This window comes from Pseudomonas helleri, assembly GCF_045830615.1.
In the GTDB taxonomy this organism is placed as follows: Bacteria; Pseudomonadota; Gammaproteobacteria; order Pseudomonadales; family Pseudomonadaceae; genus Aquipseudomonas; species Aquipseudomonas helleri.
Genome location: NZ_CP174501.1, coordinates 1,343,783 through 1,359,542, shown reverse-complemented (window position 1 = coordinate 1,359,542; position 15,760 = coordinate 1,343,783). Strand labels below are relative to the sequence as shown.

The 15,760-nt window shown below is 58.6% G+C and carries 12 protein-coding genes and 4 tRNA genes; 10 read left to right on the top strand and 6 right to left on the bottom strand.

Annotated elements, in window-relative coordinates; all coding sequences use genetic code 11:
• The 7 genes from ACJJU9_RS06280 (at position 1) to ACJJU9_RS06250 (ending at position 8,965) form a co-directional block, all read left to right on the top strand.
• Positions 1 to 1,533 carry an inactive transglutaminase family protein gene (locus ACJJU9_RS06280; protein ID WP_048369811.1) on the top strand — a complete coding sequence of 511 codons (1,533 nt, stop codon included), beginning with the start codon at positions 1 to 3 and terminating at the stop codon, positions 1,531 to 1,533.
• Positions 1,533 to 2,516: an alpha-L-glutamate ligase-like protein gene (locus ACJJU9_RS06275; protein ID WP_153333378.1), complete on the top strand. Its 984-nt coding sequence runs from the start codon at positions 1,533 to 1,535 to the stop codon at positions 2,514 to 2,516. Before ACJJU9_RS06280 ends, ACJJU9_RS06275 begins: the two co-directional genes overlap by 1 nt.
• A gap of 140 nt (positions 2,517 to 2,656) precedes the next feature.
• The gene (gene pabB, locus ACJJU9_RS06270) at positions 2,657 to 4,000 is read left to right on the top strand and encodes an aminodeoxychorismate synthase component I (RefSeq protein ID WP_353232856.1); all 1,344 of its coding nucleotides are present in this window, start codon (positions 2,657 to 2,659) and stop codon (positions 3,998 to 4,000) included.
• Positions 4,001 to 4,069: 69 nt separating this feature from the next.
• Positions 4,070 to 4,804 (top strand): phosphoadenylyl-sulfate reductase, encoded by a 735-nt coding sequence (locus ACJJU9_RS06265; RefSeq protein ID WP_407730270.1) that lies wholly within the window; start codon positions 4,070 to 4,072, stop codon positions 4,802 to 4,804.
• A 144-nt stretch (positions 4,805 to 4,948) separates the two neighbouring features.
• Positions 4,949 to 5,467 carry a sigma-70 family RNA polymerase sigma factor gene (locus ACJJU9_RS06260; protein WP_407730269.1) on the top strand — a complete coding sequence of 173 codons (519 nt, stop codon included), beginning with the start codon at positions 4,949 to 4,951 and terminating at the stop codon, positions 5,465 to 5,467.
• Positions 5,467 to 6,453, top strand: a complete 987-nt coding sequence (locus ACJJU9_RS06255) for a FecR family protein (protein WP_407730268.1) — start codon at positions 5,467 to 5,469, stop codon at positions 6,451 to 6,453. Before ACJJU9_RS06260 ends, ACJJU9_RS06255 begins: the two co-directional genes overlap by 1 nt.
• A gap of 76 nt (positions 6,454 to 6,529) precedes the next feature.
• The gene (locus ACJJU9_RS06250) at positions 6,530 to 8,965 is read left to right on the top strand and encodes a TonB-dependent siderophore receptor (RefSeq protein WP_123751837.1); all 2,436 of its coding nucleotides are present in this window, start codon (positions 6,530 to 6,532) and stop codon (positions 8,963 to 8,965) included.
• A gap of 374 nt (positions 8,966 to 9,339) precedes the next feature.
• Here the strand turns inward: ACJJU9_RS06250 and ACJJU9_RS06245 are convergent.
• From ACJJU9_RS06245 to ACJJU9_RS06230, 4 genes are all read right to left on the bottom strand, one after another.
• Positions 9,340 to 9,416, bottom strand: a tRNA-Asp gene (locus ACJJU9_RS06245).
• A gap of 19 nt (positions 9,417 to 9,435) precedes the next feature.
• Positions 9,436 to 9,511 (bottom strand) — tRNA-Val (locus ACJJU9_RS06240).
• Positions 9,512 to 9,730: 219 nt separating this feature from the next.
• Positions 9,731 to 9,807: transfer RNA gene (locus tag ACJJU9_RS06235), tRNA-Asp, on the bottom strand.
• A gap of 19 nt (positions 9,808 to 9,826) precedes the next feature.
• Positions 9,827 to 9,902: transfer RNA gene (locus tag ACJJU9_RS06230), tRNA-Val, on the bottom strand.
• A gap of 161 nt (positions 9,903 to 10,063) precedes the next feature.
• Here ACJJU9_RS06230 and rdgC point away from each other — a divergent pair.
• The 3 genes from rdgC (at position 10,064) to sugE (ending at position 12,521) form a co-directional block, all read left to right on the top strand.
• The gene (rdgC, locus tag ACJJU9_RS06225) at positions 10,064 to 10,984 is read left to right on the top strand and encodes a recombination-associated protein RdgC (RefSeq protein ID WP_048369798.1); all 921 of its coding nucleotides are present in this window, start codon (positions 10,064 to 10,066) and stop codon (positions 10,982 to 10,984) included.
• Positions 10,985 to 11,122: 138 nt separating this feature from the next.
• Complete coding sequence (locus ACJJU9_RS06220; protein ID WP_048369795.1) at positions 11,123 to 12,088, top strand: bile acid:sodium symporter family protein; 966 nt, start codon at positions 11,123 to 11,125, stop codon at positions 12,086 to 12,088.
• 118 nt (positions 12,089 to 12,206) lie between these two features.
• On the top strand, positions 12,207 to 12,521 hold the full coding sequence (sugE, locus tag ACJJU9_RS06215) for a quaternary ammonium compound efflux SMR transporter SugE (RefSeq protein ID WP_048369794.1): 315 nt from the start codon (positions 12,207 to 12,209) through the stop codon (positions 12,519 to 12,521).
• Between the two features lie 74 nt (positions 12,522 to 12,595).
• On the opposite strand, the gene ACJJU9_RS06210 is transcribed toward sugE, so the two are convergent.
• Together ACJJU9_RS06210 and ACJJU9_RS06205 are read right to left on the bottom strand one after the other, a co-directional pair.
• Positions 12,596 to 14,470, bottom strand: a complete 1,875-nt coding sequence (locus ACJJU9_RS06210; protein WP_407730962.1) for an MFS transporter — start codon at positions 14,468 to 14,470, stop codon at positions 12,596 to 12,598.
• 134 nt (positions 14,471 to 14,604) lie between these two features.
• Entirely contained in the window at positions 14,605 to 15,756 is a 1,152-nt protein-coding gene (locus ACJJU9_RS06205; RefSeq protein WP_048369793.1) for a TDT family transporter, read from the bottom strand.
• Positions 15,757 to 15,760: the final 4 nt, after the last annotated feature.

Below are 15,760 nucleotides of genomic sequence, written 5' to 3'. Positions count from 1 at the left end.
ATGCGCGCTCTTACCCTTCACCTGAAAATCTTGATCACCATTCTGTTGGTGTTGGGCGTTTCAATTACCGCCTACCAGATTTTCGTCATCGGCATCCCTGTGACCGAAGACGCGACCGACGACCTGTGGAACATCGATGCCAAAGTCGAGTTCGTGGCCAACGCCAAAGACCCGGTCAAAATCCAGATGTTCGTCCCGCCGCTTAACCGCGATTACGTCAGCCTCAATGAGAGCTTTATCTCGAACAACTACGGGGTGAGCGTCAACCGCGTCGACGGCAACCGCAAGGTCACCTGGTCGGCACGCCGGGTCAGCGGCAAGCAAACCCTTTACTACCGCCTGGTCCTGACCAAGCGCTATTCGGGTGACAAAACCAAGGTCAAAGGCCCGGTATTCCGCGACAGCATCGCCGTCGACGGCCCGGAAAAAATCGCCGCCGAAGCCCTGCTCGCACCGATTCGCCAGCACTCTGCCGACGTCGAAACCTTTATCAGCGAAACCATCAAGCGGGTGAACAACCTTAATGATGACAACGTCAAGTTGCTGCTGGCGGGCGACCCGTCGACCCCGCACAAAGCCCAGATCATTGAATTGCTGCTGTCGATTGCCCACGTCCCGATGGAGCGCGTGCACACCATCCGCCTGGTCGCCGATCAACCGCAAAACCCTGAGCTGTGGCTGCGCAGCTTCAACGGCAACGACTGGCTGTACTTCAACCCGGAATCGGGCGAGCAAGGCCTGCCGTCTGACCGCCTGCTCTGGTGGATCGGCGACGAGCCGCTGGTGACGATGGATGGCGGCAAAAAAGCCAACGTGACGTTCAGCCTCAACAACAGCGAAATGAACGCCATTCGCCTGGCCAAACTGACCGACGAGAACACCGACGCCAACTTCCTCGAGTACTCGCTGTACGGCTTGCCGCTGCAAACCCAGCAGACCTTCATGATCATGGTGATGATCCCGATTGGTGTACTGGTGATTCTGGTCTTGCGTAACCTGATCGGCCTGCAAACCCTCGGCACCTTTACCCCGGTACTGATCGCCCTGGCGTTCCGCGAAACCCAACTGGAGTTCGGCATCATCCTGTTTACGGTGATAACGGCGCTCGGGCTGATGCTGCGTTCCTATCTGGAACATCTGAAGTTGCAGATGCTGCCCAGGTTGTCGGTGGTGCTGACGTTCGTAGTAATCCTGATCGCCGCCATCAGCCTGTTCAGCCATAAGCTGGGCCTTGAACGCGGGCTGTCGGTGGCACTGTTCCCGATGGTGATTCTGACCATGACCATCGAGCGTCTGTCGATCACTTGGGAAGAGCGTGGCGGCGGCCATGCCATGAAAGTCGCCATCGGCACCCTGTTCGCCGCCACCCTGGCCTACCTGGTGATGAGCGTGCCTGAGCTGGTGTACTTCGTGTTCACCTTCCCGGCCGTGCTGCTGATTCTGGTGGCATTCATGCTGGCCATGGGTCGCTATCGCGGCTACCGCCTGACCGAGCTGGTGCGTTTCAAAGCGTTCTTGAAGGCTGACTCCTGATGTTTGGCTTCTGGAAGACCTGGAAGGCCCTGGAAGCCAAGGGCATCATGGGCATCAATCGGCGCAATGCGGACTACGTACTCAAGTACAACAAACGCAGCCTGTACCCGATTGTGGATGACAAGATCATCACCAAAGAGCGCGCCATTGCCGCCGGCATTGATGTGCCGGAGTTGTACGGGGTGATCTCCACCGAGAAAGAAATCGAGAAGCTCGATGACATCATCGGTGGCCGCTCGGACTTCGTGATCAAGCCCGCACAAGGCGCGGGCGGCGATGGCATTTTGGTGATTGCTGACCGCTTCGAAGACCGCTTTCGCACCGTGTCGGGCAAGATCATCAGCCACGAAGAAATCGAACATCAGATTTCCAGCATCCTCACCGGTCTGTATTCCCTGGGCGGGCACCGCGACCGGGCACTGATCGAGTACCGCGTCACGCCTGACCAGATCTTCAAAAGCATCAGCTATGAAGGCGTGCCGGACATACGCATCATTGTGCTGATGGGCTACCCGGTAATGGCCATGCTGCGCCTGCCGACCCGCCAATCGGGCGGCAAGGCCAACCTGCACCAGGGCGCCATCGGTGTGGGTGTCGACCTGGCAACCGGCCTGACCCTGCGCGGCACCTGGCTGAACAGCATCATCAGCAAACACCCGGACACCACCAATGCGGTGGACGGCGTGCAACTGCCCAACTGGGACGGCTTCATGAAGCTGGCCGCCGGTTGCTATGAGCTATGCGGCTTGGGCTATATCGGCGTCGACATGGTGCTGGACCAGGACAAAGGCCCGTTGATTCTGGAACTCAATGCCCGGCCGGGGCTGAACATCCAGATCGCCAACAACTGCGGCCTGACCCTGCGCACCCACGCCGTGGAAGCCCACCTCGCCGAACTGGCAGAAAAAGGCATTCAAGAGACACCCGAAGAGCGCGTGCGCTTTACCCAAGAGCTGTTCGGGCATATCCATCAGAGCGAATAACCTGTAGGAGCGAGCTTGCCTCGCGATCTTTTGGCCTTTAAAGATCGCGAGACAAGCTCGCTCCTACAACGGCCACATAGCCTTGACGTCCTGCACGAGACTACAATCAGCACCCCGCTCCGTTGGCTGATTGGCGTCGCATGTTGACCTGCTCTGTACACCCCCTGCCCTACCACCCCAACCCTGCCGTTTATTTTGCGGCGATTCGCCATGCCCCTGGCGCAGTCTTGCTGGACAGCGGCCGCCCCGTCGCAGAGCGCGGGCGCTATGACCTGCTGAGCGCCTGGCCAGTCGAAGAGTTGAGCGGGCGGGCGGATGAATCAGGGCGCGGGTTTCTGCAACGTCTGCGTGATGCGCTAAAACAACTGGGTGACGCTGAACTGCCTGCACCCTATGAGCTGCCTTTTGTCGGCGGGCTCATCGGCTACCTGAGCTATGACTTCGGCCGCCAACTTGAACACCTGCCCGCCCAGTCGCTCAACGACCTGCATTTACCCGATGCACGGCTTGGGCTGTATGCCTGGGCGCTGGTCAGCGATCACCAGGCGGCGACCAGCCAACTGGTGTTTCACCCCAGCCTGGCCGTGGCCGAACGCGAGCGCCTGATTGAGCTGTTCGCTCAGCCCGCGCAGAGCGAGCCTGGCACGTTCTCGCTCAAACACCCCATGCAGCCCGACATCAGCGCTGAGTTTTACCAACACGCCCTGCAAAAAATCCAGCACTACATTCAGGCGGGCGACTGCTACCAGGTCAATTACACCCAGCGTTTCAGCGCCCCCTGCGAGGGCGACCCGTGGGCCGCCTATTGCGCCTTGCGCGAAGCGTGCCCAACGCCGTTTTCAGGCTTTGTCAGCCTGCCCGAAGACACTGCCATCCTCAGCCTGTCGCCCGAGCGCTTTGTGCATGTCAGCCAGAATCAGGTCGAAACCCGACCGATCAAAGGCACGCGCCCACGGGGTCAAAATCCGGCAGAAGATGCCGCCAACGCTGCCCAATTGCTGGCCAGCACCAAGGACCGGGCGGAAAACCTGATGATCGTCGATTTGCTGCGCAATGACCTGGGCCGCACCTGCCGCACCGGCTCGGTGAGCGTGCCGCAATTGATCGCCCTCGAAAGCTACCCCAACGTTCACCACCTGGTGAGCAGCGTTGTCGGTGAATTGGCGCCGGGCAAAGACGCGCTGGACCTGATCGGTGACAGCTTCCCCGGCGGCTCGATTACCGGCGCGCCGAAAATCCGTGCCATGCAGATCATTGATGAGCTGGAACCCACCCGGCGTAGCATTTACTGCGGCTCGCTGCTGTACCTGGATGTGCGCGGAGAAATGGACAGCTCAATCGCCATTCGCAGCCTGCTGGTCAAAGACGGCCGGGTCAATTGCTGGGGCGGCGGCGGGATCGTTGCCGACTCTGACTGGCACGATGAATATCAAGAATCGATCACCAAAGTGAAGGTGCTGCTCGACACGCTGCAAACCCTGTAGCGCGCGGTTTTTGCTACCATCCGCCCCACTAGAGAGCGCCCAGCGCCATTCACCGTAGGAAACCGCCTGATGAGCCATCCGTTCGACGTTGCGCAAACAGCCGCGACATACGCCAGCAAGTCCCCGCAGGACATTCTCAAACTCGCCTTTGAACATTTTGGCGACGAACTCTGGATCTCGTTCAGCGGCGCCGAAGACGTGGTGCTGGTGGACATGGCCTGGAAGCTCAACAAGAACGTCAAAGTGTTCAGCCTCGACACCGGGCGCCTGCACCCCGAGACCTATCGCTTTATTGAACAAGTGCGCGATCACTACAAGATCCAGATCGAGCTGATCTCGCCGGACCAGACCAAACTGGAACCGTTCGTCAAAGAAAAAGGCTTGTTCAGCTTTTACAAAGACGGCCACGGCGAGTGCTGCGGCGTGCGCAAGATCGAACCGCTGCGTCGCAAACTGTCGACTGTTAAAGCCTGGGCGACCGGCCAGCGCCGTGACCAAAGCCCTGGCACCCGCAGCCAGGTCGCGGCACTGGAAATCGACAGAGCGTTCTCGACGCCAGAGCGCCCGCTGTACAAATTCAACCCGCTGGCGCAAATGACCAGCGAGGAAGTCTGGGGCTACATCCGCATGCTCGAGCTGCCGTACAACAGCCTGCATGAGCGCGGTTACATTAGCATTGGCTGTGAGCCTTGCACCCGCCCGGTCCTGCCAAACCAGCACGAACGCGAAGGCCGCTGGTGGTGGGAAGAAGCGACGCAAAAGGAATGCGGCCTGCACGCCGGCAACCTGATCGCCAAGCACTAAACACCCCACCTTGTCTCGCGATCTTTTAAAGATCAAAAGATCGCGAGACAAGCTCGCTCCTACAGTTGTTTCGCCCACTTGCGTTTACCCCGAACTTACGTTCAGAATTAGCAATAATTCTCAATAACGTTTGAGTAATATTCTATGTCTTCGGGTGAACCTCCGTTCCAGGCCGCGATTTCAAACCTGTACTGCGAACATCACAGCTGGCTGTTTGGCTGGCTGCGCCGAAAACTCGGCTGTGCGCACAATGCTGCCGATCTGGCTCAGGACACCTTCGCCCGAATTCTCAATGCCCGTGAGTCGGTGGCCTCCCTGCGCGAGCCGCGAGCGTTTCTGAGCACCACCGCCCGTCGGCTGATCATCGATCAAGTGCGCCGCAAACACATCGAAAACGCTTACCTGCAAGAGCTGGCCCTGACCGCCGAGTCACTGGAAGGCTTTCAGTCCCCCGAACACATCCTCAGCACCCTTGAAGCCCTTGAACACATCGCCTTTATGCTCGAAGGTCTGCAAGACAACGTCCGCCAGGCGTTTGTCCTGTATTACCTCGACGGCCTGACCCAAAGCGAGATCGCCCGCCAACTGGGGTTATCTGATCGCACTGTGCGCAAATACCTGATTCAAGCCTTGCTGCATTGCAGCCATAGCCTGGACACCTGATGCCAGCGCCCCGCCAGATTATTGATGAGCAAGCGGCCGAGTGGATGCTGCGCCTGCACGAAGAAGGCTTCAGCGACGCGGCGCGTCTTGAGTTCGAGTGCTGGAAGCAGCAGAGCCCGCAACATGCAGCCGCCGCCCAGCGCATGCAAGATGCCATCAGCCGCCTGCAATCGCTGCGCGAACAGTCGGCTCCGGCAAAGGCCGCGTTGAATGCCGCCTTTACCGGGCGTAAACCCACGGCCCCGCGCAAGCACATACTGCGTGTTGTGCTGATTGCTGCATGCCTGGCCTTGCCCGTGACCCTGACGCTAAAAAGCCAGTACCCCGAACGCTGGCTAGCCGATATCAGCACCGGGCCCAACGACTGGAAGACCCTGCACCTGGCGGACGACTCCACCCTCACCCTCAGCGGTGCCAGCGCGGTCAACGTGCACTTCAACAGCACGGAGCGACGGATCGAATTGCTCCAGGGCGAAATTCTGGTCGAGGTGGCGCATGACCGTTCACGGCCCTTTATCGTGCAGACCGCGCAGGGCACCATGCGCGCCCTGGGCACCCGATTTGTGGTCAATCATCTGGCAGACACCACCGTGCTGAGCATGCTGCAGTCGCGGGTGGCGGCGCAAAGTGCCAACGAGCAACAAACCCTGGAAGTGGGCGCCGGCTCAAAGGCGTTGATCAGCCGCGACGCGGTAAAACTGTCTGGCACGGTAGACCCCGCCAGCGTCAATGAAGCCTGGCGCCGCCATCAGTTGGTGGTCGAAAACCAGCCGCTGGATCAGGTGCTGGATGAGATAGCGCGCCATCGCCGCGGCCATCTGCAGTTTGATCGCAGCGCCTTGGCCGACTTGCGCGTGACGGCCGTGCTACCGCTGGATGACACCGACCGGGCGCTGCAATTGATCACCGAGACCCTGCCGTTGAGCATCAAAACCTATACCCCGTGGCTGATTGTGATCAGCCAGTTGCCGCCGCCTAAAAAATAATAATTCGCATTCGTTCCGCTTTTTCAGCGTCAGCCGTCAAGGAAGGTATACAGACCCATAAAGGATTGCGTTCTCCATGCTGACCTCCTCCCTTCATCGCGGGCGTTTTCGCCCTCAGGCCTGCAAGCCGCTGACACTGGCCATTCATTTGATTGTGGCGTCGGCGGCCGGCGTGTTGAGCACCTCGATCGCCCAGGCGCAAACGGCCGTGCAGACTTACGATATTCCTGCCGGACCGCTGAGCAGCGCCTTGAATCGCTTCGCACAACAAGCGGGCGTGGCGATCATTTTTCAATCGCACAACCTTGAAGGGCTGACCACACCCGGTCTGCATGGGGTCTACAACGAACAAAGCGGCTTTGAAACACTGCTGCACGGCAGCGGCTACACCGTGGTTAAAAGCACTAACGGTTACATGCTCGACGCCTTGCCTGCGGCGGGTAGCGCGCTGGAATTGGGCGCAACCCAAGTCAGCGCCAACCAGCTAGGCACCATCACTGAAGGCTCGGGTTCCTACACCCCCGGCAGCATTGCCACCGCCACGCGCATGGTGCTGACACCCCGTGAAACCCCGCAGTCGATCTCGGTCGTCACACGCCAGGCGATGGACGATTTTGGCCTCACCTCGATTGATGACGTGATGCGCCATACCCCCGGCATCACCGTGGCCACCTATGACAGCGACCGCACCAGCTATTACTCGCGCGGCTTTGCGATCAAGAACTTCCAATACGACGGCATCCCGATCCTGCAAGACCCGCAATACTCCGCCGGGCACACCCTCACCGACACCGCGATTTACGACCGGGTAGAGATCCTCAAGGGCGCAACGGGCTTGCTCACCGGCGCTGGCGGCCCCGGCGGCACCATCAACATGGTGCGTAAAAAACCCACCCGCGAGTTCAAGGCCCACATCGATGTCGGCGCCGGCTCGTGGGACAACTACCGCTCGGAAATCGACGTCAGCGGGCCACTGACCGAAAGCGGCAATGTGCGGGGCCGGGCCGTGGCGGCCTACCAGGACAAACACTCGTTCATGGACCACTACAAACGCGACAGCGAAGTCTATTACGGGATTCTTGAGATTGATCTGGACCCCGACACCCTGCTCACCCTCGGCGCCGATTATCAGGACAACAACCCCAAAGGCTCCAGCTGGTCAGGCAGCGCCTCATTGTTCAACTCCGCCGGTGAACGCATCAGCACACCGCGCTCGTTCAACAACGGCGCCAAGTGGAGCAGCTGGAAGCAATACACGCGGACCGCTTTCGCCACCCTCGAACACAGTTTTGACAACGGCTGGGTCGCCAAAGCCCAGTACAACCACCAGATCAACGGCTACAACGCCCCGCTGGGCGCTTTGCTGTTCCCCAACGTAGAAACCGGCGAAGCACGACTGCTGGCGCGCAAATACACCGGCGAATACGTCAGCGACAGCGGCGACATCTACGCCACCGGCCCGTTCGAGTTCCTGGGCCGCGAGCATGAACTGGTGGTTGGCGGTTCGGTATCGCGCTCGCACTGGACCGGCAACGACTACACCAGCGCCATTCAGTTTAAAAGCATGTACGACTACTACAACTGGAAAGGGGATGCGTATGAGCCGGACTGGGGCAACGTGACCTCGCGAAACGACGAAACGACCCGTCAGACCGGCACCTACATCACCGGCCGTTTCAGCCTTACCGATGACCTGACCCTGATGCTCGGCACTCGCGTGGCCGACTACACCCTCACCGGCACCAGCCAGGCCAAGGACACGGGCAAGGTGTTGCCGTATGCGGGGTTGATTTATGACATCAATCAAAACATCTCGGCCTACGCCAGCTACACCGAAATTTTCTTGCCGCAGTCGTATTACCGCAACCGCGACAACAAAATGCTTGAGCCCGATGAAGGCACCAACTACGAGATCGGTTTGAAGGGCGAGTTCTTCGACGGGCGCCTGAATTCAAGCCTGGCCTACTTCGAAGTGCACCAGGACAACCGCCCGGAAGACGACACCGCCTACAACGCGAACCCGACCAACCCGGACATCGAGTACGCCTACAAGGGCATCAAGGCCACGACCAAAGGTTACGAAGCAGAGATCTCGGGCGAACTGCTGCCCGGCTGGCAACTGCAAGCGGGCTACACGCACAAGGTCAGCCGCGAAAAAGGCGGCAAGAAGGTGTCTACCTGGGAGCCCGAAGACCAGATCAACCTGTACACCAGCTATAAGCTGACCGGCGACTGGGACAAGCTCACCCTGGGCGGTGGCGTACGCTGGCAAGGCACGGGCTGGCAAATGCTGACCAACTGGAACAAGGGCGGCACCGTAGAGAAGTTTTCCCAAGACCCGTACTGGCTGGTGGACCTGATGGCGCGCTACCAGATCAGCAAAAACCTCTCGGCCACGGTCAACCTGAACAACGTGTTCGACAAGTCGTATTACACCAACATCGGCTTCTACAACTCGTCGTATTACGGTGATCCGCGCAACGTGATGGTGAGCACGCGCTGGGATTTCTAAAGCACCTGTGCAGTAAACCTGTAGGAGCGGCCGCCCCGTCTACGACGCCGCGCTGTCGCGCAGCAAACAGGACAGCGAGTATCTTCAGCATCCCCCAATCGGTTCCCTCTCCTTCGGGAGAGGGCTAGGGTGAGGGGGGCTCTTAGATCAAGATCAAAAGATCGCGAGCAAGCTCGCTCCTACAGTGTCTTTAGAATCAATAACTTATTTTGTGTTTGATAAGAGCGAGCTTGTCTCGCGATCTTTTGAGTTTTAAAAGATCGCGAGACAAGCTCGCTCCTACAGCCACATACAAAACACACGCGCACAAAAAAACCCGCACTAGGCGGGCTTTCTGTGGATCACAAGCGTTCAAGGGGCTTGTGTTCCGAATATGGCGCAGCGGACGGGACTCGAACCCGCGACCCCCGGCGTGACAGGCCGGTATTCTAACCGACTGAACTACCGCTGCGCGTAACACTGAAAGCGAATGGTGGGTGATGACGGGATCGAACCGCCGACCCTCTGCTTGTAAGGCAGATGCTCTCCCAGCTGAGCTAATCACCCTTTCACTTCACTCTCGTTGCGGGGCGCATTCTCTCACACTTTTTGTGTAAGTGGTTGTTTTTATTCAAGTTTTTTTCAAAACCGTTTAAAAACTACCGTTTCCAACGCCCTGCATCTTTGACTCAACAGCAAGCTGCTGAATCGAAGCCTTTCAGGAAAAGCCTGCATTCAGCGGACCTTTCCAACCACAAGCGTTCAAGGGGCTTGCGGTACAAAAAATGGCGCAGCGGACGGGACTCGAACCCGCGACCCCCGGCGTGACAGGCCGGTATTCTAACCGACTGAACTACCGCTGCGCGTAACACTGTGAGCGAATGGTGGGTGATGACGGGATCGAACCGCCGACCCTCTGCTTGTAAGGCAGATGCTCTCCCAGCTGAGCTAATCACCCTTTCACTCTCGGTGTGGCGCGCATTCTACGGAGCGACCTATAGTCTGGCAAGCACTTTTTAAAATAATTTTCTTATGCACGACAAAGGCTTAGCGCAGGGTTGGCCTATTAAGGCTATCAAGCGAATAATGCCCTCTTTGTATAAAGGAGTGATTCACCCCATGTGGTTCAAAAACCTGCTTATCTATCGCCTGACCCAAGATCTGCCTTTTGATGCGCAGGTGCTGGAAACGGCACTGGCCACCAAACCGGCCCGCCCGTGTGCAAGCCAGGAATTAGCCACCTACGGTTTCGTCGCCCCTTTCGGCAAAGGCGAAGACGCACCGCTGGTTCACGCCAGCCAGGACTTCCTGCTGATTGCCGCCCGTAAAGAAGAACGCATCCTGCCAGGCAGCGTTGTGCGTGATGCATTAAAGGAGAAGGTCGAAGAGATCGAAGCCGAGCAAATGCGCAAGGTCTATAAGAAGGAGCGTGACCAGCTCAAGGATGAAATCATCCAGGCCTTCCTGCCGCGTGCCTTTATTCGCCGTTCGGCCACCTTTGCCGCCATCGCGCCAAAGCAGGGCCTGATCCTGGTCAACGCCTCCAGCCCCAAACGCGCCGAAGACTTGCTGTCCACCCTGCGTGAAGTGATCGGCTCGCTGCCGGTTCGCCCACTGGGCGTAAAAGTCGCGCCAAGCGCCACCATGACCGAATGGGTCAAAACCCAAAAAGCGGCGGACAACTTCTTTGTGCTGGACGAGTGCGAACTGCGCGACACCCACGAAGACGGCGGGATTATCCGCTGCAAGCGTCAGGACCTGACCAGCGATGAAATCCAGTTGCACCTGAGCACTGGCAAAGTTGTGACCCAACTGTCGCTGGCCTGGCAAGACAAGCTGTCGTTTGTGCTGGACGACAAACTGGTGGTCAAACGCCTGAAGTTTGAAGACCTGCTGCAAGACGAAGCCGAACAGAACGGCGGTGACGATGACCTGGGCCAACAAGACGCCAGCTTCACCCTGATGATGCTGACCTTCGGTGAGTTCTTGCCGCAGTTGTTTGAAGCGCTGGGCGGTGAAGAAATTCCACAAGGGATTTAACCCTCTGTAGCCGCTGCCGCAGGCTGCGATAAGGGCCGCAGGACCTTCGCTTATAGCAGGGCCGCTACGCACCCCATCGCAGCCTTCGCCAGCGACTACAACATTAAGCCACACCCTAAAACCATAATAAGGAACACCATGCGTGCACTTGCTGCTTTAAGCCGCTTTGTCGGTAATACCTTTGCTTATTGGGTGCTGATTTTTGCCGTGCTGGCGTTTCTGCAGCCCGGTTGGTTTATCGGCCTCAAAGGCGCCATCGTGCCGCTTCTGGGTGTGGTGATGTTCGGCATGGGCCTGACCCTCAAACTCGATGACTTCGCTGAAGTCGCCCGCCACCCGTGGCGCGTTGCGCTGGGCGTGGTTGCTCATTTCGTGATCATGCCCGGCGTGGCATGGTTGCTCTGCCAGATTTTCCACCTGCCGCCCGAGATCGCCGTCGGGGTGATTCTGGTGGGCTGCTGCCCAAGCGGCACGTCTTCCAATGTCATGACCTGGCTGGCGCGGGGCGACCTGGCTCTGTCCGTGGCGATTGCCGCCGTGACCACCCTCCTCGCCCCACTGCTGACCCCGGCGCTGATCTGGCTGCTGGCATCGGCCTGGTTGCCGGTGTCATTTATGGAGCTGTTCTGGTCAATCCTGCAAGTGGTGCTGCTGCCGATTGTGCTGGGCGTGCTGGTGCAACGTTTGCTCGGCGCCCGTGTGCACTTCGCGGTCGACGTGCTGCCGCTGGTGTCGGTGGTCAGCATTGTGATTATCGTGGCCGCCGTGGTGGCCGCCAGTCAGGCAAAAATCGCCGAGTCGGGCCTGTTGATCATGGCCGTGGTCATGCTGCACAACAGCTTTGGCTATTTGCTCGGCTACTTTACCGGCCGCCTGTTCAAACTGCCGTTGGCCCAGCGCAAATCCCTGGCCCTGGAAGTCGGCATGCAGAACTCCGGCCTGGGCGCGGCATTGGCCAGCGCGCACTTTTCGCCGCTGGCAGCCGTGCCCAGTGCGCTGTTCAGTGTGTGGCACAACATTTCGGGGGCGTTGCTGTCGACGTATTTCCGCCGGATGAGTGAAAAGGACGATCGCTTAAAGGCCAACCAGCCATCCACTGACTGAAAACTCGGGGTTGATCGTCAGAAAAATCGTGTGCAATATAGTGCGCACTGCGGGGACGACCCTGCGACTCATCGAGTGATTAATCTGGGGACGACCCCATCAATTGATGGAGATAACCATGTCCTGGATTATTCTGTTTTTTGCCGGTCTGTTTGAAGTGGGCTGGGCCGTCGGCCTCAAATACACCGAAGGCTTCACCCGGCCAATCCCCACCGCCCTGACCGTTGCAGCCATGCTGGTCAGCCTTGGCCTGCTCGGCCTGGCCATGAAAGAACTGCCACTGGGCACCGCTTATGCCATCTGGACCGGCGTCGGCGCTGTCGGCACGGTCATCGCCGGGATCATCCTGTTTGGTGAATCCATGGCGCTGTTCCGACTGGCCAGCGTTGCGCTGATCATTGCCGGCCTGGCCGGGCTTAAACTCAGCAGCTAAACGCCAGAACGTGTCTCGCGATCTTCTGACCCTCAAAAGATCGCGAGACAAACTCGCCCTACCCAGCCTTCACCTCACGCGACATCACCGCGCAATTCACTGACCCGCTCACGCAACAGCTTTTGTGTGGCTTCGCTGGCCGGTATCGGCGCGCCCGCCACCAGGGTGACCCGCGACCACAAGCGGCGGAAAAAGCCCTTGTTCGGGTCACGGCTGAAAAAGCTGCCCCACAGGCCTTGCAACGCCATCGGAATGACCGGCACTGGCGTCTGCTCCAAAATCACCCGAACCCCCGCCTTGAACTCGCTGATCTGGCCATCACTGGTCAACTTGCCTTCCGGGAAGATGCACACCAGCTCTCCGTCATTCAAATACTGGGCAATCTTTCTGAATGCACGCTCATAGGTCGCCTCGTCTTCTGAACGCCCGGCAATCGGAATTGCGCCCGCAGTCCGGAAGATAAAGTTGAGCACCGGCAAGTTGTAGATTTTGTAATACATCACAAAGCGAATCGGACGACGCACTGCGCCGCCGATCAACAACGCATCCACGAACGACACGTGGTTGCACACCAACAAGGCCGCCCCTTCATCCGGGATGGCTTCCAGGTTTTTGTGTTTGACGCGGTACATGGAATGGCTGAGCAGCCAGATCATGAAACGCATGGTGAATTCAGGGACGATTTTGAAGATGTAGGTGTTCACCGCGATGTTCAGCAACGACACCACCAGAAACAGCTCTGGAATCGTCAGCTTGGCCACACTCAGCAGCAGGATGGTGACGACGGCCGACACCACCATAAACAGCGCATTGAGAATGTTGTTGGCAGCGATGACCCGCGCGCGTTCGTTTTCGGCGGTGCGCGACTGGATCAGCGCGTACAGCGGCACTATATAGAAGCCGCCAAACACGCCCAGCCCCAGAATATCCAGCAGCACCCACCAGGCCTGGCTAAAACCCAGAACGCCGAGCCAGTCGTTGGCCTGGATGTTTTGCGGCATGTGCCCCGAATGCCACCACAGCAACAGGCCAAACACGGTCAGGCCAAACGAGCCAAACGGTACCAGGCCGATTTCGACCTTACGCCCCGAGAGCTTTTCGCACAGCATCGAGCCCACAGCAATGCCCACCGAAAACACGGTAAGAATCAGCGTCACCACGGTTTCGTCGCCGTACAGCCACTCTTTGGCGTAGGCCGGGATTTGCGTGAGATAAATCGCCCCGACAAACCAGAACCACGAGTTGCCGACCACTGACCGCGACACGGCAGGCGTCTGATTCAAGCCCAGGCGCAGCGTGGCCCAGGTCTCACTGAAGATATTCCAGTTAAGGCGCAACTCCGGAGTGTCGGCAGCAACCCGCGGTATAGCGCGACTGGCCAGATACCCAAGCACGGCCACCGAAATAATCACCCCCGACACAATCACCGTGTAGTGTTGCGACGAGAGCATGATCCCGGCGCCGATGGTGCCCGCCAGAATCGATAAAAAGGTGCCCATTTCAACCAGGCCGTTGCCGCCCACCAGCTCATCGTCGCGCAGGGTCTGCGGCAAGATCGAGTACTTCACCGGGCCGAACAGCGCCGAGTGGGTGCCCATGGCAAACAGCGCGACCAGCATCAAGGTCAAATGATCGAACGCAAACCCGATGGCGCCGACAACCATGATCGCTATTTCGCCCAGTTTGATCAGACGAATCAGTTGGTCTTTGGGGTATTTTTCGCCAAATTGCCCGGCCAGCGCCGAGAACAAAAAGAACGGAATGATGAAGAGCAGCGCACACAGGTTGACCCAGATGCCGCGATCCCCGTCGATGCTCAGCTTATAAAGGATGGCGAGAATCAGCGACTGCTTGAACAGGTTGTCATTGAGCGCACCCAAGGACTGGGTGACAAAGAACGGCAGGAAGCGACGCTTCCCGAGCAAACTGAACTGCGAAGGGTGACTCATCATCCATGTACTCAAGTTGCGCCGGAGGCTTTCTCATTGGAGTGTGGTTTTAACACTCAAGACACAACCTTACCCAGGTTCTGTAACGAAAAACGTCAATTTCGGCGTTTTCGTACAGAGCCTGGGCACATGGATTACTTCTTAAGTCCGGCGATGCACGGCGACACAAACAACTCGCCGCGCCAGGCACCTTTAAGGGTGCGCGAACCGACAATGAACCACATCATCACCAGCATCGCGACCAGCACACAGCCCACCCCATCGAAAAAGCTCAGCTGCAACACATGCCCCAGACGCAAGGTGGCCAGCGAGTAAACGCCCAGCGGGAAGGTAAAGCCCCACCAGCCCAGGTTGAACGGAATACCGGCACGGAAGTAACGGATGGTGATCAGCAGCGCCATCAGAATCCACCACAGCCCGAAGCCCCACAGCGCGATACCCGAGATCAAACCCAAGCCTTCGGCGATTTCACCGATGCGGGCAAAACCATTGGCGGCAAAAATCGCGGGCGAATCAGCCCCCAACAGCAACATGCCCAGTGCGCCGGTACCAATCGGCCCCAACGCCAGCCAGCTCGACGCGGCCATGTTTTCGTGCGGCAACTTGTGCAGCGCCATGCGCAACATCAGGATGGTCAAAATGCTGAAAGCGACCGGCACCGAAAACGCCCACAGCACATAACTGGTTATCAACACATGGAACTGCATCACCGGGTCAGCCAGATGCGGGGCGAGCAAGCCACCACTGGCCGCCGCCACTTCAGCCGCCACCACCGGCAACAGCCAGACCGCGGTCATCTGGTCGATGCTGTGATCCTGACGGGTGAACATCATGTAAGGGATCATCACCCCGAACGCCAGCGACATGGCCACATCCAGCCACCACAGCACATGCGCCACCTGGACCATATCGCTGCCCCAGCGGGCGACGCCAAACAGCAGAAAACCGTTGATGATGGTCGCGAGGCCCATAGGGATGGTGCCGAAAAACATCGACACGGTGGAGTGACCGAAGATCCTCCGCGCTTCATCGAAATACAGCACCCAGCGTGCACCGTAGAGCAGGCTGAAGAGAATGAACAAACCGATGTTGAACAGCCAGAGGCCTTCGGCAACGGCATGCAGCCCCGGGATTTGTACCGGCAATTGCGCCAGCGCCAAGGCCAGGACGCCTGTGCCCATGGTGGCGGCAAACCAGTTCGGGGTGAACTGGCGAATCATTTCACGTGGGTGCTGCAATTGGCTCAGTGGCCGAAAGTCAGCTTTGGCAGTTGTTGTGCAATTCATGGGC